Below are 20,762 nucleotides of genomic sequence, written 5' to 3'. Positions count from 1 at the left end.
TCCTATTCCTCCTTTATGATATTCAGTATATCATCTCTTGTCAGGCTGCCAAAGGATATCGTGCCCTCAGGCACCACTGCATCCGCCAGATGGCTCTTGGCTTCCTGAAGCTTTAAGATGTTCTCTTCTATGGTATTTCTGGTAATCAGTTTATAGACCGTTACCTGCTTATCCTGGCCTATCCGGTGGGTTCTGTCCGTGGCCTGATTCTGGGCAGCCACGTTCCACCACGGGTCATAATGGATGACGATATCCGCCGCAGTCAGGTTGAGGCCGGTTCCCCCTGCTTTCAGGCTAATCAGGAATACAGGCACCTCATCCTTTCCAAAATCTCCCACCAGCCGGATTCGTTCTTCCTTGGAGGTGGCCCCTGTCAGCATGTGGCTCATGATTCCCTCCTTCTCGAACCTTGTATGAATAATATCCAGCATGGAGGTAAACTGGGAAAACAATAATATCTTATGTCCTCCCGCCACGCCCCTTCGCACCAGGTCCATACAGGTCTCCAGCTTGGCGGAGCTGCCCCTGTAATTGTCGTAACATAACCGCGGGTCGCAGCAAATCTGCCTCAGGCGCATGAGCTCCGCTAAAATCTGGAGCTTTCCTTCCCCAGCCTGGCCAAAACCGCCTGTGCTGAGCTTCTCCTTAAACTTGGCCGCATTGGCCGCATATAATTTTTTCTGCTCCGTTTCAAAGTTGGAATATACCACCTCCTCCATCTTATCCGGAAGCTCCTTTAATACATCCTTTTTTACCCGCCTCAGCACAAAGGGACCTATGAGCCGCTTCAGCCGTTTGAGGGCAGCCCCGTCACCCTCTCTTACGATAGGGATTTCATATTCCCTCTTAAAGAACTGGCTTCCAAAGAGAAAGCCCGGCATGAGATAATCGAAAATGCTCCACAGCTCCCCCAGCCGGTTTTCAACAGGCGTCCCTGTGAGGGCAAACCTGGTCTGCACATCCAGAGACTTCACTGCCCTTGCGCTCTGTGTGGATGCGTTTTTGATATACTGCGCCTCGTCTATGACCTGATACCGGAAGTGGATGGCTTCATATAAGCCTACATCTCTTCTCAGCAAATCGTAGGATGTCACAATAACCTGATAGTCCTGCGGATTTCTTCCCACCTCATTTAAAAGGACCTCCCGCTCCGAACTGCTTCCCACCACGGATAACACCTTAAGGTCCGGCGCAAAACGCCGGATCTCATGCTCCCAGTTGTAGACCAGGGAAGCCGGGCATATAATCAGGGACGGAGACTGTTCGCCTGAGCCATAGGCGTCCTCCAACAGGGCAATAATCTGTATGGTTTTCCCCAATCCCATGTCATCGGCCAGGATACCCCCGAATCCGTAACTGTCCAGGGTCCGCAGCCAGACATACCCGATTCGCTGATACTCCCGCAGAACGCCCCTGAGTCTTTCCGGCGCAGTAAAATCACTGTCCTCCACAGACTTGACCGACCTTACCATGGCCTTTAGCATCTGGTCCCTGTAATAGGTTACGCCGGTACTCTCCTTAAGCAGATAATCCAGATAGAAGGCACGGTAAGCCGGCAGACGGACCTTGCCGCTCTGAAGCTCCTTTCTGGTCACTCCCAATTCCGATGCCATACGGCTGATGACCGTGAGACCGCCTTCATCCAGTCCCAGAAATTGTCCGTTTTTCAGCCTGTAGTACTTCTTTTTCTGGCTGTAGGCCGCCAGTATCCGGTTCAGTTCCTGGCTATTCATGTCACCCATATCCACATCCAGTTCCAGCCAGCCGCCGGCAGCAGAAGCACCCACAGTAACCCTGGGAGGCGCCAGAACCTTCCACTGACGCAGGTTCTCAGACACATATACATCTCCCATGGAACGGAATTCGTCCATTCCCTCTGTCATAAGACGGTAAATCTCATCCTCGTCATTCCTTATGACCAGCCGTATTCCCTCCGGGTCCTTGTACTTGAAATATTTATGGATCAGCTGGCTTACCCTAAACTCCCCCGGCACATCGCGGCATATTGTCCTGGGAAGATTCTCGTCCTCCAGGGGATGGAATTCATAGCCGCCGTAGGCAAGGGTTGGTTCCATCACCAGAGCCCCATCCTCCCCTGTGTCGAACCGGAAGGATACCTTTAACGGCTCCGGCTCATAATCCTTAAAATCCACATCCTCCAGCATAAGACGGCAATACGGAAGAATATGCTTGATAACACGCTCATAGAACAGCGGAATATCTCTCTGCCCCACCATCACGCTTTCATCCCGCTCCATGCACATCTGCTCCATGAACAGCCCCATGACCTGGGTACATGACTCGCTGCACCGGTAAAGCCTCTGGCCGGACACCACATACAGAAACCGCTCCCCGCGAAAGCACCCCGCCACCTGCCTTGGCCCTTCGCTTCCTTTCATTGGCGCCACTCCCATAAGGCTGGCTTTCAGGCCGTCCCTTCCCGTCTTCTCCACTTTAAGCGAGACCACAGGATCAGAATCCTCCATATCCATCATGACCCGGTTCCCGCCGGGAAGCTGGACCTTTGCGGTCCGGCCAGACATTATTTCAAAAAACTGATCCCGGTTCATACGGTTAAGGGTCAGGCTGCGGACCGCTTTCTGGTTTTGAACCCCTCCCATAAGCAGGGCCAGCAATTCCCTGCTGCTGTCTGTAAAAGCCGATTTGTGGTGATGAAAGGACAGGTCCTTTCCATAGGCCACATGGGCACCATTTTCAACGGCCTCCTTAAAGGCCCTCAAATCGCGCACAGCATAAAAACGGGTAATTCCCACCTCAAACTCCAGACGCGTGTCCTTACCGTCCAGAATCAGCACCGGCTCCAGCCTTACCTGAGCGTCCACCTCCTCTGCCAGAATCAGGGCCACCTCCCGGTTGGTGTATTCCCGAATCATGGTGTGAACCTGGGAGGATGTATGAACCGTTGGTTTGGACGCTTCCTCCCTCTGCTGATTATAATACGCAAAAAGGGCCTCCCCATGGGCGCACATTCCCCTGTAAGAATTCCCTTTGCTGCAGGAACAGGAGTAATCCCTTACTCTTCCGCTTCCCAGATATATGTTTACCTCAAATGTTTCCCCCTGGTCTTCAACCAGGCCTTTCACACCAGCCTCCCCCTTCCAGAAGCTGCTGGTGTTCATCCTGACAATCTTCATCTGCTTCATGCATCCTTTCAGCGGGATTCCTGATACCCCTGCCCCAAGGCAGGACCTATCAGCATCCCAGGACATCCCCGCGGTTACATGCGCTCCGGAGCCTCGATTCCCAACAGTCCGATGCAGGCCTCCAGCACCCGTCTGGTAAGGGAAATCAGCCCGATATAGCTCTCTTTCCTGGCCTCATCCTCCTCTGCCAGAATCTTGGTGTCGTGATAAAAGCTGTTAAAAGCATTGGCCAGCTCATAAATATACTGGCATATCTTATGAGGCGCTGTCTCCGCAAAGCTGTTTTCCAGAACCTCATTATATCTGGCCAGCATAAGCATCAGGGCCTTCTCCGAACTTCCGGCGCAGGCAAGAATCTTCTTTTCAACGGCATCCTGGCTTACCTGGCCTCCATTCTCCCTGTATTTGGCGATAATGGACTTGATTCTCACAATGGTATAGAGGATATATGGACCTGTATTACCCTCAAAGGAGGTAAAACGTTCAATATCAAAGACATAATCCTTGGCAGCCTGGTTGGACAGATCACCGTACTTCAGGGCAGCCAGACCTACCACAGCTGCCGTACTCCTGGCCTCATCCTCTGATACGGTCCTGTTCTCCATAATTCTCTGGTATACCGCCTCATTGATCTCCTCAATCAGCTTTTCCAGACGCATGACTCCGCCCTCACGTGTCTTAAATGGCTTTCCGTCCTTTCCGTTCATGGTGCCGAAGCCCAGGAAAATCATGGGGGTATCTTCCTTCACAATACCTGCCTTCTTAGCCACCCTGAATACCTGCTCAAAGTGCATTCCCTGGCGTTTATCCACCACGTAAATATAGCGGTCCGGCTTAAAATCCTGTTCCCGTTCCACAATGGTTGCCAAATCGGATGTGGCATAAAGAGAAGCTCCGTCTGACTTACGGACCAGGCAGGGCGGAATCTCTTTGGTGTCCGTATCCTGAGCCACATCCACCACCAGAGCGCCCTGGCTCTCATGGGCCAGCCCCTTATCCACCAGCATCTGAATCATGTCCCCGATGTAGGGTTCCGCGTCGCTTTCGCCCTTCCACAAATCGAATTCCACGTTCAGATTTGCATAATTCTTCTTAAGATCAGCCACAGAGACAGCCATGATATGCTGCCAGATTGCCCGGTATGGGGCATATCCTCTCTGGAGCTTCAGGGTCGCCTGATGAGCCCTCTCCTTAAACACCTCATCTGCCTTGGACTTGGCGCTGGCCGCAGGATATATCTCCTCCAGTTCGCTGATGGTAAAGGGCGCCTCCTGTGGAAATGGTCCCTCAAAGGATTCGTCAAAATACACCAGCTCCGGCTTCCTGTCCCTGAGTTCCTCAATGATAAGGCCCATCTGCAGTCCCCAGTCCCCCAGGTGCACATCACCAATCATATGGTGGCCCAGGAAACGGCCCATACGCTTTATGCTCTCCCCGATAATAGCTGCCCGCAGATGGCCCACATGGAGAGGCTTTGCCACATTGGCCCCGCCGTAATCCACAATAACAGTCTCCGGCTTCTCAGGTGCTTCCAGCCCCAGCTTATCTGACTGAGCCATAAAACCCGTATACTCTGCCAAGAACGCCTCTGACAGCTTCAGGTTGATGAATCCCGGCATTACAGCCTCCGCCTCGGAAAAAACAGGGTGGGAGCCGCCTGAGACCAGATGTTCCACCACCTGGTTCGCTATATCAATGGGCTTCTTCTTATATACCTTAGCCGCTGCCATGGCACCGTTGCACTGGTACTCACACAGGTCGGGACGGTTTGACAAAACCACCTTTGCGAATGAATCCTCATATCCGCTGGCTGTAAATGCCTGCTTTAATTCCCGCTCCATCATATCCAGAATCTTATTCACAATGTATACTCTCCTTTACTGTGACAATAGGTCTTTCCTTTTCCCGGAAAGTTAAAAACTGCCCCGGCAAATACCGGAGCAATTCTTACAAACCGCCTCCCAGGGCGTATCTGACAGTTGTATTATACACGTGACAGATATTCGCCGGTTCTGGTGTCAATCTTAATCTTATCGCCGATTTCAACAAATAACGGTACGTATACGGTTGCACCTGTCTCTACGGTTGCCGGCTTGTTGGCACCGGTTGCGGTATCACCCTTGAAACCTGGCTCTGTCTCTGTAATCTCCAGCTCAACAAACAGCGGAGGCTCTACGGAGAATACATTGCCATTGTAAGAGCAGACCTTACATACTTCGTTCTCCTTCACAAACTTCAGGGCATCGCCGATGATGTCCTGGTTCAGGGCTACCTGATCATAGGTCTCCTGGTTCATAAAGTTATATAATTCGCCGTCAGCATACAGATACTGCATGTCCACTCTGTCAATCCTGGCCTGAGGGAACTTCTCTGTAGGACGGAAAGTGCGCTCTACCACGCCGCCGTTGATTACATTTTTTAATTTTGTACGCACGAAAGCTGCGCCCTTGCCTGGCTTAACATGCTGGAATTCCATAATCTGGACAACCTGTCCGTCAATCTCCAGTGTAATGCCATTCCTAAAATCACCTGCTGATATCATAAAGATATTCCTCCTTGAGTTCGTTCATGACGCTTGCCTAAGCGCCCCATAAGTCATTAATCTTTTATATTCTATACTATGTAGGGAGCATTTTCAAGTTCTTTTTTAACGGCAGTATAAATTTCTCCCTTTTTAGCAAGTTTTATCCGCTGCCCTGCGGTAAATCTCTTCCACGATATCATCCACGTCCCGTCCGTTCACATCCACAATGATATGAGAAGCTTCCAGGTAATGGGGTTTTCTCGACTCCAGAAGGCTGACGATACGTCCCATCACATCACCGCCGTGAAGCATGGGGCGGTCCGACACATCGGATCCGATTCGTTCCATGACGGTTTCCGGCAGGACATCCAGATATACCACGGTTCCCAGCTGTTTGAGAAGCGCCCTGTTTTCCTCCCTGAGAGGCAGTCCGCCGCCCACGGAAATCACTGATCTGCCTCCCTGCTCCAGCAGCTTCTCCAGTACGCCTGTCTCCAGGCGCCGGAAGGCTTCCTCTCCCTGGGTGGCAAATATGTCGGATATGGCCATACCGGCGGCCGCTTCAATCTCCTTGTCCGTATCAATTATGGGCATCTGGTAGCGTGCTGCGAAATGCTCTCCCACACGGGACTTTCCAGCACCCATGAAGCCAATGAGAATCAGGTTATCTCCCCTGCCCTCCCCTGCCTGTTTCTTTTGCAGGTAATTTTCAATCATCTGCTTTGCCAGCTCTATGGTCCCACTGTCCACCCTGACCTGTGGATTCCAAAGTTCATAGGCAATCACACCCTGATATAAAAGCATGTCCAGGCCGTTCACCGCCCTTCCCCCTGCTTCCTGCACCATTTTCATAAACCTGGTCCTGGCGGGAGTATAGACAATGTCCACACCCGTATGAATCATCTCATAAAACCGGGGATTATCAATAATAACATCCTCCACATGGGGATGCATGCCCACGCTGGTGGACTGTACAGCCAGATAACCGCCCTTTCTGGCAGGAAGATTCCTGTATCCCTCCAGGGGCAGGGCCTCCGCCAGACCTCTGCCGGTCAGTATGTTGATATAGCCGGCCAGCTCCCTGGCCCTGGCTTCATTCCGGTTGAGGATGTGGATTTTTGCAGCCCCGCCCTTTGCCAGCACATAGGCTGCTGCCTTGGCCGCGCCTCCGGCCCCAATGAGTAAACAGTGTTCTCCTTCTGTCCGGATACCGGCTTCCGCAAAAGCCCGCTTAAGGCCTGCGCCGTCCGTATTATAGCCCTTATACCCCGCTTCTGTCCTGACCAGTGTATTGACCGCCCCGATGGCCCTGGCATCCTCATCCAGTTCAGACAGAAATTCCATTACCCGCTGTTTATGGGGAACCGTTACGTTCATCCCCAGTATATTCAGGGCATAAGCCCCTTTTACTGCGTCCCCCACCCGGTCCTCCTCCACCTTAAAAGGAACGTAGGCTAAATTCACCCCTGTTCTCTGCGCAAAGAAATTATGCATCATGGGTGACATGGAATGTTCCACCGGATTTGCAATCAGCCCGCATACTCTTGTCTTTCCGTCCATTGTCTCACTTTACTCCCTGTATTGGTTTATATCTCTGGCGTGTTTTTTATAAAAATACAGCACCGGCTTTTCCAGGTAACGCTTCATCACAATCTGTATTTCCTCCCTGGGATTCATGGGCCTTACCAGGATACTGTAGAGGCCGGCCCTGTTGGCACCGTACACATCTGTAAACAGCTGGTCCCCCACAAAGAGAGTATGTTCCCTGTCAGTCCCCATAAGCTCCATGGCCTTCTCATATCCTTTGACTCCCGGCTTGCCTGCCTTATGGATATAGCAGGAACCCACAAAATCCGCAAAGGGCTTTACCCTGGGTTCCTTATTGTTGGATAAAAGGCATGTCTTCATTCCCATGGCGCGAAGCCGCTCAAAGAGTTCCACTGCCTGTCCGTCTGCCGGCGCGTCATGGGGCACCAGGGTATTATCAATGTCAAAAATCACGCCCTGCATTCCCTGTGCATGATAATAGTCAAAAGGTATCACATAAGTTGAAACCTCGTAACGGCGGGGATAAAACATTTCCAGCATGTTTATAAGTATTCCTTCCAATCTATTTTAGCAATTCTATTTTTTCAGTAATTTTCCAATCTCGTCTATAAACGTATTCATATCCTTAAATTCCCGGTAAACAGAAGCGAAACGCACATACGCCACCTCGTCCAGGTCCTTAAGCTTTCCCATCACCAGCTCTCCGATGGCGGAGGTGGGCACTTCCTTTTCCTCCATGTTAAAAATCTGGTTTTCAATCTCATCAATCATGGAATTAATCTGCTGGGGTGATACCGGCCGTTTATGGCAGGAGTGAATGATTCCTGCTTCAATCTTGGAACGGTCATATGTCTCCCGGGAATTATCCTTCTTTATTACCATTAACGGCATGGTTTCCAGCTTCTCGTAGGTGGTAAAGCGCTTACCGCAGCGCTCGCACTGGCGGCGCCTGCGTATGGAGCTGTTGTCATCTGCCGGGCGGGAATCTATGACCTTGGTGTCTGCTTCATTACAATAGGGGCATTTCATCTGGGTTACCCATCCTTTCTTTTTTCACGTATCGCCTTAAACGCTTCATATATTTTAACCGAAGAAAGTATGGATAGCAAGGACTTTGTTCTTTTTTCATTACAGTATGGACGAAATCCCCTCCCCGCTTTATAATGAATCCAGACAAATCCAAAAAGATTACAGGAAAGGTGCTCCTTATCATGAAAAATGTCATCATAAAACAAACAATACTTGGGCGGGGAATGCCGAAAATATGCGCCCCGCTGGTGGAAAAGGATTATGAATCCCTGATTCACCAGGCTGCCTCCTTCACGGAGCAGCCAGTGGATATAGCTGAATGGAGAGCGGACTGGTTTGATTCCATACTGGAGCCAGACACCCTGGACCAGGTCCTTCCCGGCCTGGAGTCTGCCCTGAAAGACATTCCCCTGCTCTTTACCTTCCGTACCCAACGGGAGGGCGGTCATCTGTCCGCTCCCCTGCCGGCGTACCGCTCCCTGGCAGAACACGCCATCTGCTCCGGCCATGTACATCTGGTGGATTTGGAGCTTTTCTCGGGGGACGATATGATACGTGAGACAATAGACCTGGCCCACAGACACCAGGTAAGCGTCATACTGTCCAACCATGATTTCGCAGCCACCCCCAAAGAGGAGGAGATTCTCCGCCGCCTGCATCATATGGAGGACCTGGGGGCAGACATAGCCAAGATTGCGGTGATGCCCCAGTCAGCCGGCGATGTGCTGACCCTCCTGTCCGCCACCCACAAGGCCAGCCAGTCCCTGTCCTGTCCGCTCATCACCATGTCCATGAAAGGCACCGGGCTCATAAGCCGTCTGTCAGGGGAGGTGTTCGGCTCCTGCCTGACCTTTGGCTCTGTAAAGGAAGCCTCTGCACCGGGCCAGATTGAAGTGGGGAAGCTGAAGGAGTTCCTGACAGCCATCCACCAAAACCTGTGACTATTTTATGGTACCCCTTCACAGATTTTTCACATTTCCACCATAAAACCTTCACAATTCGTTTGTATAGTTAGATTTGTAAAAAGCAAATGCTTTTCATACAACTTTTTCTCACAAACCGGCCGGCAGGGGAAGCCCTGGCGGCCACTCCTCTGCCCTGAGGGGCTGAAAAAAGCGCGAATCCCCCTGGAATCCGCGCTGCATGTTTCCTTTCGGCCGCTGTATGTTTCCATTCAGCATTTAATGCTTTCCGTCACATCTTTTTCTTTAATGTCCACCAATATGATATCATTTCCCACCTGGCAGATATCGCAGAATGGTATCACATATTCCTTCTCCCGGCCCAAAAAACCGCATATACAGCCCGGCCCAGGCACAATCAGGGCCAGCAGACAGCCCGTTTCCATGTCGAAATCCACATCTCCCACAAATCCAAGGCGCTTGCAGGTCTTTACATTAATCACTTCTTTTTGTTTCAGGTCGTAAATCCTCACGTCCACAGCCTCCCGGCCTCTCTTGCTACTTACTATATGCCGGATACTGTCCGATTAAAACCTGATTTTTGAAAATACCGGCTGTCCGCGGTTACGCGGATAGCAGCCATTCTGCAGGGCGGTACCCGGCAGATGTTACTGATAGCCGCTGTTTCAGTTCAGTTCCGGTATGACAGCCAACACCTCAATCACAACAAAAAAGATGATAATAAGCACAGTGACAGCAACACCGATAATAGAGAGTATCAGTCCGGCCTTTGCCTGGCTGTCCATTCTGTCTCCTCTTTTTGACATAATGGCAAATATGATGCCCAGCACGCCGAACACGACACCGAACAGCATGCAGCAGCAGATACTGCACAGGGAAAGAATTCCCATAACCAGAGAAGCCGTAGCCATATTGTTCTTTTCCTGATACGCAGGCTGGTAAGACTGGTATTGGGTCTGATACTGGGTCTGGTATTGGGGCTGACATTGGCCGTTTCCGCCCGGCTGACTGCCTCCTCTTTCCCGGCGGCTGTCATTTTGGCTGAAATCGCCGCCCTGGCCGGTCCCCGGCTGACCCTGATTTATTCCGGGCTGACCCTGATTTGCCCCCGGCTGGCCCTGACCATAAGAAGCCGGAGCTGGCTTATATACCGGCTGGCTGTCATTTCCGCTGACGCCATTTTCCTTTCCTGCGTCATACGATGCCCCGGATGGGGTTGGTTCCCAGGGACTTCCCAGATAGGGTTTATCCCCGGTTTCGCTCCACCTGTCCTCCTGTAAGGGTGCGTCCACAGGACTGCTCCATCCATCGGAACCGTCCTGTCCGGCAGATGTCTGTCCGGAGTCCTCCTCTGTCACCTCTCTGGCCGGCTGTTCCGCCACAATCACTGGTTCCCTGTTACCTGTATGATAATCCGTCCCCTGGCCTTCCCCGGTACCGTATCTGTTTCCGTTTTCATTTTCCATGGATTATCTCCTCTCTCAAGCCCATACGGCCGCGTTCATGTGCCCAGATACAGGGCACACGTTTGGAAAAGTATAACATATTTTGTAAAATAAAACAATCCGCCAGGGTATATCCCCGGCGGACAGCCTCTTACAATTTTATGAATAACTGCATTCTCTCCTTAGGAGTATGCTTGAAAACGCCTTAAAATATGCTTTAGAACAGCGGCACCACTGCGCCTTCATAAGTTTCCTCCATGAACTGCTTTACCTCAGGGCTGGTCAATGCTTCCACCAGGGCCTTGGTTGCATCGCTGGACTCCTCTCCCTCTCTCACTGCCACCACGTTGCCGTAGGTGGTTGCTGCCAGTGACTGGGAATCCTCAGTAGCCAGGGCATCGCTGACTTTAAGCCCTGCTTCAATTGCATAGTTGCCGTTGATAACCGCAATATCGCCGTCAGAAATGGAACGCGGAAGCTGAGCTGCCTCTAACTCTACGATATCCAGGTTCTTGGTATTCTCCACGATATCATTCTTAGTAGCCTCCAGGCCAACGCCGTCTTTCAGCTTAATCAGCCCCTGCGCTTCCAGCAGAAGAAGAGCTCTTGCCTCATTGCTCACATCGTTTGGCACCAGTACGGTTGCCTTGTCAGGAAGCTCTTCCAGGGATGCTGTCTTGCCTGCATAAATGCCGAATGGCTCATAGTGGATGGCGCCTGCGCTGACCAGCTTTGTTCCGTTCTGCGCATTAAAGGAATCCAGATATGGCTTGTGCTGAAAATAGTTTGCATCCAGATCTCCTGAATCCAGTGCATTGTTGGGCTGCACATAATCCGTATATTCCACAATCTTCAGCTCATAGCCCTTGGATGCCAGAACCTCTTTCGCTGCATTGAGGATTTCCGCATGCGGCGCCGGGCTTGCTCCTACCACGATTTCCTTCAGTTCTGCACTGGCCTGGGTGGTCTCCGCCTCTGCCGCCGTGGTCTCCTCTTCCTTGGAATCAGCAGCCTGAGTCCCGGCAGTTGCTGCCGTTGTATCTGCCGCCGCAGTCTCCTTTGGGCTGCCGGAGCATGCGCTGAGCGCTCCTGATACCAATACTGCAGCCAGTACGGCTGTGCCTAAGATGTTTTTCTTCATAATTGTGTCCTCCTCGCGTTGGGGCTCTGCCCCTGTTATTTTGCGCCATGATACGGCATTTATCATCAGCCCAGGCTGCACGTCCTTCCTCATATGCAGGTCATATACGTTATCCGTTCCTTGTCAGGAAACCGGACAGCCTCGGCAGATTCACATACAACTTTGTATCACGGGACTCTCTTCCTGGATTCTGTTACTGGATTCCCTGGATTCTGTTCCCGCACTCTCTTCCCGGATTGTGTTCCGGAATCTTTCTACCGGATTCTCTTATCACTCTTTCTGGACATGCGCATGGCGACCTCCTGGATCAGCTGCACAATAATGACCAGAAGCACTACGGTCACCATCATCATATCGGTCTGGTAACGGTGGTATCCGTAACGGATGGCGATATCTCCCAGTCCGCCTCCTCCTGTAAATCCTGCCATGGCAGAGTACCCGAGAATTGTGGTCACGGATATGGCCGCTCCCACCAACAGAGACGGCTTGGCCTCCGGCAGCAGTACCTTGACTATAATCTGCCAGGTGGATGCACCCATGGATTTGGCTGCTTCAATGACACCTGCGTCCACTTCCTTCAGGGAAGACTCCACCATACGCCCTATGTAAGGGGCTGCGGCAATAATCAGAGGCACCACCGTGGCATTGGATCCTATGGTCTTTCCCACAATGAACTTGGTAATGGGAAGAACCATGATTAACAGGATGATAAACGGCACGGAACGCAGCAGATTGATGATGAGACCCAGGACCTTGTTAAACAGAGGCACCGGGCTGATGCCCTCCCTGTCCGTCACCACCAGGGCGATTCCCAGGGGAATACCAATTACATAGGATAAGGCAGAGGAAAGGAATACCATGTATATCGTCTCCCAGATTCCTTTTACAAGCATATTTATGGTCGTAGCATCAAATTGCATATCACCGCACCTCCTCGAACTTTACATTGGCTGTTTTCAGATAGTTACAAATCCTGCCGGCATCCGTATCGTCCTCCGGAAGCTGTATGATCATCTGTCCCATGGCCTTGCCTTCAATATCCCTGGTGTCCGCATGCATGATATTCACCGGAACCTTACAGGCCAGCACCATGTTGGCGATTACGGGCTCAGAAGACTCTCTTCCGTCAAAAATAATGCGGATCTGGCGGGAATTGCCAAAGCTTAAGTTCTGCTCAGCCACATCCCCCAGAATCAGCTGACGGCCGATATCGGATTTGGGGCCGGAAAAGATATCGGACACATTTCCCACTTCTGCAATATGGCTGTGGTCTATGATAGCCACTCTGTCGCATATGGCCTCAATAACCGCCATCTCATGGGTAATGACAATGACAGTAATTCCCATCTCCCGGTTTATCTTCTTAAGCAGTTCCAAAATAGATTTGGTCGTGTTGGGGTCCAGCGCGCTGGTGGCCTCGTCACACAGAAGGACCTTTGGGTTCGTTGCCATGGCCCTGGCAATGGCTACCCTCTGTTTCTGTCCGCCTGAAAGCTGCGCCGGATATGCCTTCATCCGGACCTCCAGACCCACCAGTGTTAAAAGCTCCTCTGCCCGCTTTTTGGCCTCGGCCTTGGATACCCCTGCAATTTCCAGTGGAAAGCATACATTCTGAAGCACATTTCTCTGGGACAGCAGGTTAAACTGCTGGAAAATCATGCCCATGGACTGCCTGGCCAGACGCTTTTCCCTGTCCTTCATCACAGACAGGTTTTTTCCTTCAAATACGACCTTTCCCGAAGTGGGCACTTCCAGATAATTGATGCACCGCACCAGGGTACTCTTACCCGCACCGGACAGGCCGATGATACCGAACACCTCTCCATACCGGATTTCCAAATTGATATCCTCCAGGGCAGTAACCGGACCATTCATGGTCTGGAACTGTTTCCCCAGCCCCACCAGCTGAATGATGGGATTTTCGTTATTTGCTTCCATAGGTTTAATTCCTTTCTTTTGTTCCTGAAACACATATTCGGGGTCCCGCACATGCCCGCGCCCTGGCCACATCGTGGCAGCCTACAGCGTTCAGGCAAAATCACAGCAAAAAGGCCGCATGTCCTGCACGGACTTGCGGCCCTGAATCTTTCCCTGCTACCGGGATATCTCCTGATTAATCACAATCCATACAGATGAAACTTACATTCAGTTTTTTGCCCATGCGGATACACAGCACATCATCATGTACATGCTGTTCATCATATCCATATTCATCTGCATGGCTCTAAACTGATTCATACGTTCCTCCTGTATTGATTCCTATTAAATCGCTGGGATTTATCTTAGTTAAGAAAATACATCACATGAACCTATTTGTCAAGCACTTTTTCCTGAAACACCCTTCTAAAATGTTCGTTATGATTTAAAGGGTGTCTCCTGAGACAATCACATCAGCTGCCGTAAATCCGGCCTCCGCCGTGCCGGCCATTCCACTGCCTCCTGATGGAACGGCGTCAAAAAGGCCTGCCATGGTGCCCGCTGGCATCTGGTGCTCCCATTTATAAGCGGTTCCTGAAAACCGCCTGTACGCCTGAATATAAAAGTCATCTCCATGGCCTTCCTTCACAAGACCGGCATCTGATCCCAGTCTGGCCGAGCGCATGCGCCTTTTCTCCTGCTTAAGCCGGAAGGCCCGCTTGTCTTGGTGTTCCTTTTCCGCCTTTTTCTGTTCCTGCGCCTTAAGCCGCTCCCGCTCCAGCTTCCGCATCTTCCTGCCGCTGCGGCCCAGCAGCTTCTGGAGGGAACGCAGGGCTCTGGATGCCTTTACACGCTGTTGGTCATCACCACAGGCTGCCGCCCTCTTCAGATTGGAAATGGACCTGTATATGTCCCACACAGCCTCCTGCACCTGACCCTTGGTGCGGGCCCTGGCCACCCGGGAAAAATGGCTGGAGACATTAAGTGAAACAGAAACTCGCACCCTGGGGTCGCTGCCTGCAGAAGGTGTCTCTTTTGCGCCTGTGTGTGAGACCACAGGCACAGCCTCCTTTTCCGTTTTATCCTGCACAGACCAGTAGGAAGTCCCTTCCTCCCCTAAAAATGCTCCCACGGCCCTGGTCTGTCCCTGTTTTGCCAGCAGAGTTCCGGCCGCAGATACCAGCTCAGACCAGCACTGGCTAAAGTCCTCCCGGCTGCTGCCCATGCGCCCCACAAATTCCCGGGACAGATACAGATGTACGCCGGTCCCTGCCCGGACAGCCAGGGCAGCCAAATCACCGGCGTCCTTCTCCTGCGCCAAATGGAACACAATGCCCGGATACTGCTTTTTCAGCTGTTCCAGCATTCGGACAGCCTGCTCTCTCCAATCGTCCGCGCCCTCTGTCCAGCTCCACACAGCCTGATCCCGGCAGGCACTGTCATTGCTTTTGACGGCCGTTGTTTCGGGACCATTTTTACCCAAATCATCTGTTTGCTCCTGGCGCCCCGGCGGCGCCGTCCGGGCCGCCTTGGCATTTTCCATATAAGCGGATGGTCCGCCCTGTTCCGGTACACATCCCAGTCTCACCATTCCATCATCCCCTCATTCACAATCAGGTCACAGAAAAACAGGGTATATTTCCGCTATCAGCTGCACAGCTCCACAATGACCTGTGCAAATATTTTTGCGCTTAAGACAAGCTCATCCACCACAGCAAACTCATCGGCTCCATGCATACGGTTATCTGTTCCCGGCAGGGCCGCGCCATAGGCAACACCATTCTTCAGAGAATGGACATAGGTGCCCCCTCCTGTAGCCTGGCAGCTGCCCTCAAGGCCTGTGTAGTCCTCGTATACGGACAGCAGCGTCCTTACGAAATGAGAATTTCCGTCCACATGGTGAGGCGGTATCATGGAATCATTTTCCAGTGTAAGCCCCTGGTCCGCCATGGCCTGCTTTACCACTCCCAGCACAGATTCTTCTGTGGCACAGATTGGACACCGGCTGTCAAATACGCCTTCCAGTCCATCAGCGCCTACAGTCAGCATACTGAAAGCAAGGGTCAGAGCACCGGACAGCTCGTCTTCCATGCTGATTCCGGCTGCCTTTCCGCAGGTATCGCCGTGCGGGAAAAGCTTCAGCAGGTTCTTCACCATATCCATCTGGGGGCACTCTGCAAAAGGCAGGCGTGTCAGGTACACCAGCAGGCCTGTAAGGGCATTTTTTCCCTCCTGGGGTGTGGATGCATGGGCGCCCTCCCCCTGGGCAGTAACTGTCATAACCGGTAAATCACCCTCCAGTACAAAAGAAATTCCTGTCTCCTTCTCCACAGCCTCTGCCGCGGCCTCCAATGTCTTAAGGTCAATGCCTTCCACAACAGCCCTGGCCTTGCCCGGTACCACATTCGCCTTTATTCCGGCTTCCACCTTCACCAGTCTTGGCATTGCCTCAGAAGCCTGGAAGGATGCATGGAAATGACCTTCCAGACGCCCCTTTTCAATGTTGATGACCGGGAATTCCGCATCCGGAGAAAAGGTCATGGGCGCCTCATCCTCCTTGTCGTAATAATTTACAATATCAGAGCTTCCGCACTCTTCGTCCGTACCCAGAATCAGCCTGACGTTCTTATTTAACGGGATCCCCAGCTCCTTCACTGCCCTCATTGCATAAAGCGCAGCCACGGCCGGTCCCTTGTCATCCGCGGTACCGCGTCCAAAGAGCTTTCCGTCCTTTACCACCGGCTCAAAGGGCTTTGTCTCCGTCCATCCCTCACCGGCAGGAACCACGTCCAGATGGGCCAGGATGTCCAGCTGTCTCTCCTTGTCATTGAGGTCGGCTGTTCCCACATAATTGTCATAATTACGGATGGAAAAACCATAACCCTCTGCCATACCAAGAGCTGCCTGAAGGGCCTGGAACGGGCCTTCCCCGTAAGGCTTGCCCTCCACATAAGGCATCTTCTCACTGTTAATCCTGCACAGTGTACAGATATCCTCTATCATTTCTTCCCTGTGGGAATCAATAAAACCTTCAATTTCATTCCTATACATCGTAACCGTCTCCTTTTCCTGCGAAGCTTAAGCCCCGCATCCTTTTATTATGCTGCTCTGTCCGGCCTTCTGCTCTGTCCGGCCTGCTGCTCAGCGCACCAAGCCGGGGGGACCGGGACCTGCAAAAGCCCCGGGGCGTCCTTAACGGAACATGGAAGCCAGCGTCTCATTGACCAGCCTACCGTCTGCCTTTCCCTTGACCCTGGGCATCAGGACCTTCATAATGGCTCCCTTATCCTTAGCCGTAGGGTTTTCGATTCCCAGCTCAGACAGGACCGCACTTATAACTTCCCGAATCTGCTCCGCACTCATGTCTTCCGGCGCAAACTCCTTGTAAACAGCCATCCTGGCGGCTGCCTCTGAACGGATGTCCTCACGGTCCGCCGGCGCCATCTCGTACGTTTCCTGGGTCTGCTTGATTTCCTTCTTAACGACCGCGTTCTCCTCTTCTTCCGTCAAAGGCTCCCTCTTGTTGATTTCCGCATTTTTGAGGGCGGACAGCAGCATGGAAAGAGAATCCTTCCTGGCCTTGTCCTTAGCCTTCATGGCTTCCACCATGGCAGCCCTTACAGCATCAATCTTACTCATGAATTTTACCTCCTCGTTATGAGCACTTAGGGACCGTAGTTTGGTCCCTTACGTGCGATACATTCCGCTGGCACTTAGCGAGGTCCTCTCGAGCTTAGTGCAGCGGCTCGTTATGAGCACTCAGGGACCGTAGTCTGGTCCCTTACGTGCGATACATTCCGCTGGCACTTAGCGAGGTCCCTTCGAGCTTAGTGCAGCGGCTCGTTATGAGCACTCAGGGACCGCATTCCGGTCCCATGGTCCTGTTTCCTGCATGGGATCAGGCTCTTCCGAATTCTGAGAGCTTCAGCGCCGGATTGCGGTCCAATACCATGCCCACGCTCCAGCTGTTGATAAACAGCAGCAGCGGATTATCCTTTAAGTCCTTAATTCGTTTCATATCAGATGTACCCTGAATCCTGGCCACATCCACCTCGCCCGGATTCTCCACCCAGCGTATGTGCTCAAAGGGCAGCTTCTCCAGGATGACCTCCACATTATATTCGTTTCGCAGACGGTAGGTCAGCACTTCAAACTGCAGCACGCCCACCACTCCCACTATGATTTCCTCCATACCGGAATTAAACTCCTGGAATATCTGGATTGCACCTTCCTGGGCAATCTGGTTCACACCCTTTATAAACTGTTTGCGCTTCATGGTATCCACCTGGCGCACCCTGGCAAAATGCTCCGGCGCAAAGGTGGGTATGCCCTCAAACTGAAACTTCTCATTGGAAGCGCACAGGGTATCGCCTATGGCGAAAATTCCCGGGTCGAATACGCCGATAATATCGCCGGCATATGCCTCCTCCACGATTTTCCGGTCCTGGGCCATGAGCTGCTGGGGCTGGGTCAGACGGATCTTCTTTCCTCCCTGCACATGGTTTACCTCCATCCCTGCCTCGAACTTGCCGGAGCAGATGCGCATAAAAGCAATTCTGTCCCTGTGGGCTTTGTTCATGTTGGCCTGGATTTTAAATACAAAGGCGGAAAAGTCAGGGCGGAACGGGTCTATCACCCCGTCCAGGGTCTTCCTGGAAAGAGGCGGCGTAGTCATTTTAAGGAAATGCTCCAGAAAGGTCTCCACTCCAAAATTGGTCAGGGCCGATCCGAAGAACACAGGGGACAAATCCCCTATCCTGACCCGCTCCATATCTAACTCGTCGCTGGCCCCGTCAAGGAGCTCGATGTCGTCCCTCAGCTGCTGGTGATAGTCCTGCCCGATGATGGAATCCACATCCGCGCTGTCCACGGCAAATTCCTGGCTGTCCACTTCCCTGGCACCGCCCATGGCAGCCGTGAAGGTGGTTATCTTCTTTGAGAACCGGTCGTATACGCCCTTAAAGCTCTTGCCGCATCCAATGGGCCAGTTCACAGGGCATGTGCGGATTCCCAGCACTTCTTCAATCTCGTCCAGAAGCTCATAAGGGTCCCTGGCCTCCCGGTCAAACTTATTGATAAACGTAAAGATGGGGATATGACGCATGACACATACCTTAAACAGCTTGATGGTCTGCGCCTCCACGCCCTTTGAACCGTCGATGACCATGACCGCGGAGTCTGCCGCCATCAGGGTACGGTAAGTATCCTCTGAGAAATCCTGGTGTCCCGGTGTATCCAGGATATTGATGCAGAACCCGTCATAATTAAACTGCATGGCAGAGGAGGTCACTGAGATACCTCTCTCCTTCTCAATCTCCATCCAGTCGGACACAGCATGTTTGGCAGCCTTGCGCCCCTTGACGGTTCCTGCCAGATTAATGGCGCCGCCGTACAGCAGGAATTTCTCTGTCAGCGTGGTCTTTCCGGCATCGGGGTGGGATATGATTGCAAATGTCCTCCGCTTTTTTATCTCTTCTGTCATCTGGTTATCTATCTGTGACAAGTTATTCGTCCTCCGTTTTCCATTGAGTAAAAGATGGACGTACTTTGGAAGTACGCCCAAAATCATCCAATTTTTATTCTATTATGATTGGAAACATAAGTCAAGGCCTTTGGCTTTTGATTTTCCCTCTGTTTTTGGTTCTGTTTTTAGTTCTGCCCGTCAGCCTCCCTTCTATGGAAATCTCTGTAAATTGCCGTTGCCGGCAGGGATGATTCTATAGTATACTGTACTCATAAGATCCACCCCCCTTCTGTTACTATAAACGGACCCGTAAGGCCCACAAAGAGAGGAAAAAAGCATGAAATGCACAAAACCAAAGAAACTGGCCCTGTTATTCTGCCTCACGGCTGCCCTGGCATCCGCAGCCCTGCAGGGCTGCGGGGCCAAAACCCCGGAGGATATGCTGGCCCAGATGCAGGAATTCTCCACACCGGATGACACTGCGTCCATTTATCTGGACAAGTCCTGGAAAACCCAGGAGGCACCCATGGACGGATGGCTGATTGCCGCCAGCAGCAGAGAAGACAACGCCGTGTTCCTGCTCCAGTTCATCAAAAACGGCCCCTCCAGCCAGGCCGGCAGCATGGAGGATGTGAAGGATATTATTAAGACCAGCTACAATCTGTCCGGCGAGACCAAAGCCGAGGCACCGGAGGTACCGGGCATGACCAATGTAACCGCCATAACCGGAAGGATGTCCGTGGACAGCACCAAGGTGGATGCCTATATTGTATATGGGGAGACAGACTATGCCTACTACTCCATGGCCTATGCGGCGGACAAGATGAATGACAGCAAGATTGCATCCTTCAAGGTCTCCTGTTCTAAATTCCGCGAAAGTGCTCCTGAGGTGGAAGACAGAACCACCGCAAAGCTGACGGATACCATTCGCTGGTTCAATGCTTCCTACGCGGTCCTCACGGACTTAAACGGCTGGGACTACAACCGTTTTGCCGGCCTGGCAGCCAATGATGATGTCATGGCCATGGAGCAGAAATCCCTGGAAGAATGGTGGAGCGTTACAGACCGCGCCACAGCAGACAGCACCCTGGACTGGATTCTGACCGAGGGCCACCGCGATACCTTTGCTGAGGACATGGCATACCTGGAAGAAGCAGGCATCCGGGACATAGCCCCGAATGAGAGAAGCGCTTTCCTGCTGGACCAGTTTCAGATGACTGCGGATGAGGCCCAAAATTATGCGGATATGTTCGGCTTCTATGAGCAGTACGGCCCTGACGCCATTGCAGGCTGGGACTACTGCCGCGCCATGAACCTGATGAGCTTTTACTATCTGGCCGGCTACTACACAGAACAGGAGGCACTGGATAAATCCCTGGAAATCGCCCGGACCATGCAGCCCTTATTTGAATCCTGGGATGATTTGATGTCAAGCTATATGCGGGGCTATGAGTACTGGGCCGAGGAAAGCGCCGACGAGCGCAGGGCGCTCTATGAGGATTTAAAGACCAGGGAGGACAATCCTTACTCAGTAGACTTTAAGACGGAACTTGAAAAGACATGGTAAGCCCCGGAGCATGACAGGGATAAAAAACAGGCATTAAAAA

17 protein-coding genes are annotated in these 20,762 nt (G+C 52.1%); 2 read left to right on the top strand and 15 right to left on the bottom strand.

From position 1 onward, the window contains the following. Window positions 1-2: 2 nt before the first annotated feature. From CGC65_RS12035 to nrdR, 6 genes are all read right to left on the bottom strand, one after another. A complete protein-coding gene (locus CGC65_RS12035; RefSeq protein ID WP_002567124.1) occupies window positions 3-3,155 on the bottom strand; it encodes a DEAD/DEAH box helicase in 3,153 nt (1,050 codons plus the stop codon). Window positions 3,156-3,238: 83 nt separating this feature from the next. Beyond that, window positions 3,239-5,026: an arginine--tRNA ligase gene (gene argS / locus CGC65_RS12030; RefSeq protein WP_002567123.1), complete on the bottom strand. Its 1,788-nt coding sequence runs from the start codon at window positions 5,024-5,026 to the stop codon at window positions 3,239-3,241. Between the two features lie 122 nt (window positions 5,027-5,148). Next, entirely contained in the window at window positions 5,149-5,706 is a 558-nt protein-coding gene (gene efp / locus CGC65_RS12025) for an elongation factor P (protein WP_002567122.1), read from the bottom strand. 132 nt (window positions 5,707-5,838) lie between these two features. Further along, window positions 5,839-7,248 carry a shikimate dehydrogenase gene (gene aroE / locus CGC65_RS12020; RefSeq protein WP_002567121.1) on the bottom strand — a complete coding sequence of 470 codons (1,410 nt, stop codon included), beginning with the start codon at window positions 7,246-7,248 and terminating at the stop codon, window positions 5,839-5,841. 9 nt (window positions 7,249-7,257) lie between these two features. Continuing rightward, window positions 7,258-7,776 carry a YqeG family HAD IIIA-type phosphatase gene (locus CGC65_RS12015; RefSeq protein ID WP_002567120.1) on the bottom strand — a complete coding sequence of 173 codons (519 nt, stop codon included), beginning with the start codon at window positions 7,774-7,776 and terminating at the stop codon, window positions 7,258-7,260. 36 nt (window positions 7,777-7,812) lie between these two features. After that, complete coding sequence (gene nrdR, locus CGC65_RS12010; RefSeq protein WP_002567119.1) at window positions 7,813-8,265, bottom strand: transcriptional regulator NrdR; 453 nt, start codon at window positions 8,263-8,265, stop codon at window positions 7,813-7,815. 182 nt (window positions 8,266-8,447) lie between these two features. Between nrdR and aroD the strand changes: the two genes are divergently transcribed. Further along, window positions 8,448-9,206, top strand: coding sequence for a type I 3-dehydroquinate dehydratase (gene aroD, locus CGC65_RS12005; protein WP_002567118.1), 759 nt, complete (start codon window positions 8,448-8,450; stop codon window positions 9,204-9,206). Window positions 9,207-9,439: 233 nt separating this feature from the next. Here the strand turns inward: aroD and CGC65_RS12000 are convergent, their stop codons facing one another. The 9 genes from CGC65_RS12000 to CGC65_RS11960 all read right to left on the bottom strand — a co-directional run bounded on the left by CGC65_RS12000 (window position 9,440) and on the right by CGC65_RS11960 (window position 19,194). Beyond that, window positions 9,440-9,700 carry a YlmC/YmxH family sporulation protein gene (locus CGC65_RS12000; RefSeq protein ID WP_002567117.1) on the bottom strand — a complete coding sequence of 87 codons (261 nt, stop codon included), beginning with the start codon at window positions 9,698-9,700 and terminating at the stop codon, window positions 9,440-9,442. Window positions 9,701-9,853: 153 nt separating this feature from the next. Beyond that, window positions 9,854-10,654 carry a DUF4190 domain-containing protein gene (locus CGC65_RS11995; RefSeq protein WP_002567116.1) on the bottom strand — a complete coding sequence of 267 codons (801 nt, stop codon included), beginning with the start codon at window positions 10,652-10,654 and terminating at the stop codon, window positions 9,854-9,856. Window positions 10,655-10,850: 196 nt separating this feature from the next. Then, a complete protein-coding gene (locus tag CGC65_RS11990) occupies window positions 10,851-11,774 on the bottom strand; it encodes a MetQ/NlpA family ABC transporter substrate-binding protein (RefSeq protein ID WP_002567115.1) in 924 nt (307 codons plus the stop codon). Window positions 11,775-12,028: 254 nt separating this feature from the next. Beyond that, the gene (locus tag CGC65_RS11985) at window positions 12,029-12,694 is read right to left on the bottom strand and encodes a methionine ABC transporter permease (protein ID WP_002567114.1); all 666 of its coding nucleotides are present in this window, start codon (window positions 12,692-12,694) and stop codon (window positions 12,029-12,031) included. A gap of 1 nt (window position 12,695) precedes the next feature. After that, window positions 12,696-13,712: a methionine ABC transporter ATP-binding protein gene (locus CGC65_RS11980; RefSeq protein WP_002567113.1), complete on the bottom strand. Its 1,017-nt coding sequence runs from the start codon at window positions 13,710-13,712 to the stop codon at window positions 12,696-12,698. A gap of 424 nt (window positions 13,713-14,136) precedes the next feature. After that, a complete protein-coding gene (locus tag CGC65_RS11975) occupies window positions 14,137-15,282 on the bottom strand; it encodes a hypothetical protein (RefSeq protein ID WP_002567111.1) in 1,146 nt (381 codons plus the stop codon). 56 nt (window positions 15,283-15,338) lie between these two features. Then, window positions 15,339-16,742, bottom strand: coding sequence for a Sapep family Mn(2+)-dependent dipeptidase (locus tag CGC65_RS11970; protein ID WP_002567110.1), 1,404 nt, complete (start codon window positions 16,740-16,742; stop codon window positions 15,339-15,341). A gap of 141 nt (window positions 16,743-16,883) precedes the next feature. After that, window positions 16,884-17,330, bottom strand: a complete 447-nt coding sequence (locus CGC65_RS11965; protein WP_002567109.1) for a GatB/YqeY domain-containing protein — start codon at window positions 17,328-17,330, stop codon at window positions 16,884-16,886. 259 nt (window positions 17,331-17,589) lie between these two features. Next, window positions 17,590-19,194, bottom strand: a complete 1,605-nt coding sequence (locus CGC65_RS11960; RefSeq protein ID WP_002567108.1) for a peptide chain release factor 3 — start codon at window positions 19,192-19,194, stop codon at window positions 17,590-17,592. A gap of 298 nt (window positions 19,195-19,492) precedes the next feature. Here CGC65_RS11960 and CGC65_RS11955 point away from each other — a divergent pair, with 298 nt between their 5' ends. Beyond that, on the top strand, window positions 19,493-20,722 hold the full coding sequence (locus CGC65_RS11955) for a DUF1266 domain-containing protein (RefSeq protein ID WP_002567107.1): 1,230 nt from the start codon (window positions 19,493-19,495) through the stop codon (window positions 20,720-20,722). Window positions 20,723-20,762 lie beyond the last annotated feature (40 nt).

The sequence above is a fragment of the Enterocloster bolteae genome, from assembly GCF_002234575.2.
Classification (GTDB): Bacteria; Bacillota; Clostridia; order Lachnospirales; family Lachnospiraceae; genus Enterocloster; species Enterocloster bolteae.
Note: the sequence above shows the minus strand (reverse complement) of the source record. Positions and strands in the feature narration are given on the sequence as shown.

Bases quoted from the DNA above. Each gene is read 5' to 3' on its own strand.
- CGC65_RS11955 (WP_002567107.1), top strand. From the start codon at position 19,493: ATGAAATGCACAAAACCAAAGAAACTGGCCCTGTTATTCTGCCTCACG.
- CGC65_RS11985 (WP_002567114.1), bottom strand. From the start codon at position 12,694: ATGCAATTTGATGCTACGACCATAAATATGCTTGTAAAAGGAATCTGG.
- aroE (WP_002567121.1), bottom strand. From the start codon at position 7,248: ATGGACGGAAAGACAAGAGTATGCGGGCTGATTGCAAATCCGGTGGAA.
- CGC65_RS12015 (WP_002567120.1), bottom strand. From the start codon at position 7,776: ATGCTGGAAATGTTTTATCCCCGCCGTTACGAGGTTTCAACTTATGTG.
- efp (WP_002567122.1), bottom strand. From the start codon at position 5,706: ATGATATCAGCAGGTGATTTTAGGAATGGCATTACACTGGAGATTGAC.
- nrdR (WP_002567119.1), bottom strand. From the start codon at position 8,265: ATGAAATGCCCCTATTGTAATGAAGCAGACACCAAGGTCATAGATTCC.
- CGC65_RS11990 (WP_002567115.1), bottom strand. From the start codon at position 11,774: ATGAAGAAAAACATCTTAGGCACAGCCGTACTGGCTGCAGTATTGGTA.
- CGC65_RS11965 (WP_002567109.1), bottom strand. From the start codon at position 17,330: ATGAGTAAGATTGATGCTGTAAGGGCTGCCATGGTGGAAGCCATGAAG.
- aroD (WP_002567118.1), top strand. From the start codon at position 8,448: ATGAAAAATGTCATCATAAAACAAACAATACTTGGGCGGGGAATGCCG.
- CGC65_RS11975 (WP_002567111.1), bottom strand. From the start codon at position 15,282: ATGGTGAGACTGGGATGTGTACCGGAACAGGGCGGACCATCCGCTTAT.
- CGC65_RS11980 (WP_002567113.1), bottom strand. From the start codon at position 13,712: ATGGAAGCAAATAACGAAAATCCCATCATTCAGCTGGTGGGGCTGGGG.
- CGC65_RS11995 (WP_002567116.1), bottom strand. From the start codon at position 10,654: ATGGAAAATGAAAACGGAAACAGATACGGTACCGGGGAAGGCCAGGGG.
- CGC65_RS12035 (WP_002567124.1), bottom strand. From the start codon at position 3,155: ATGAAGATTGTCAGGATGAACACCAGCAGCTTCTGGAAGGGGGAGGCT.
- CGC65_RS11970 (WP_002567110.1), bottom strand. From the start codon at position 16,742: ATGTATAGGAATGAAATTGAAGGTTTTATTGATTCCCACAGGGAAGAA.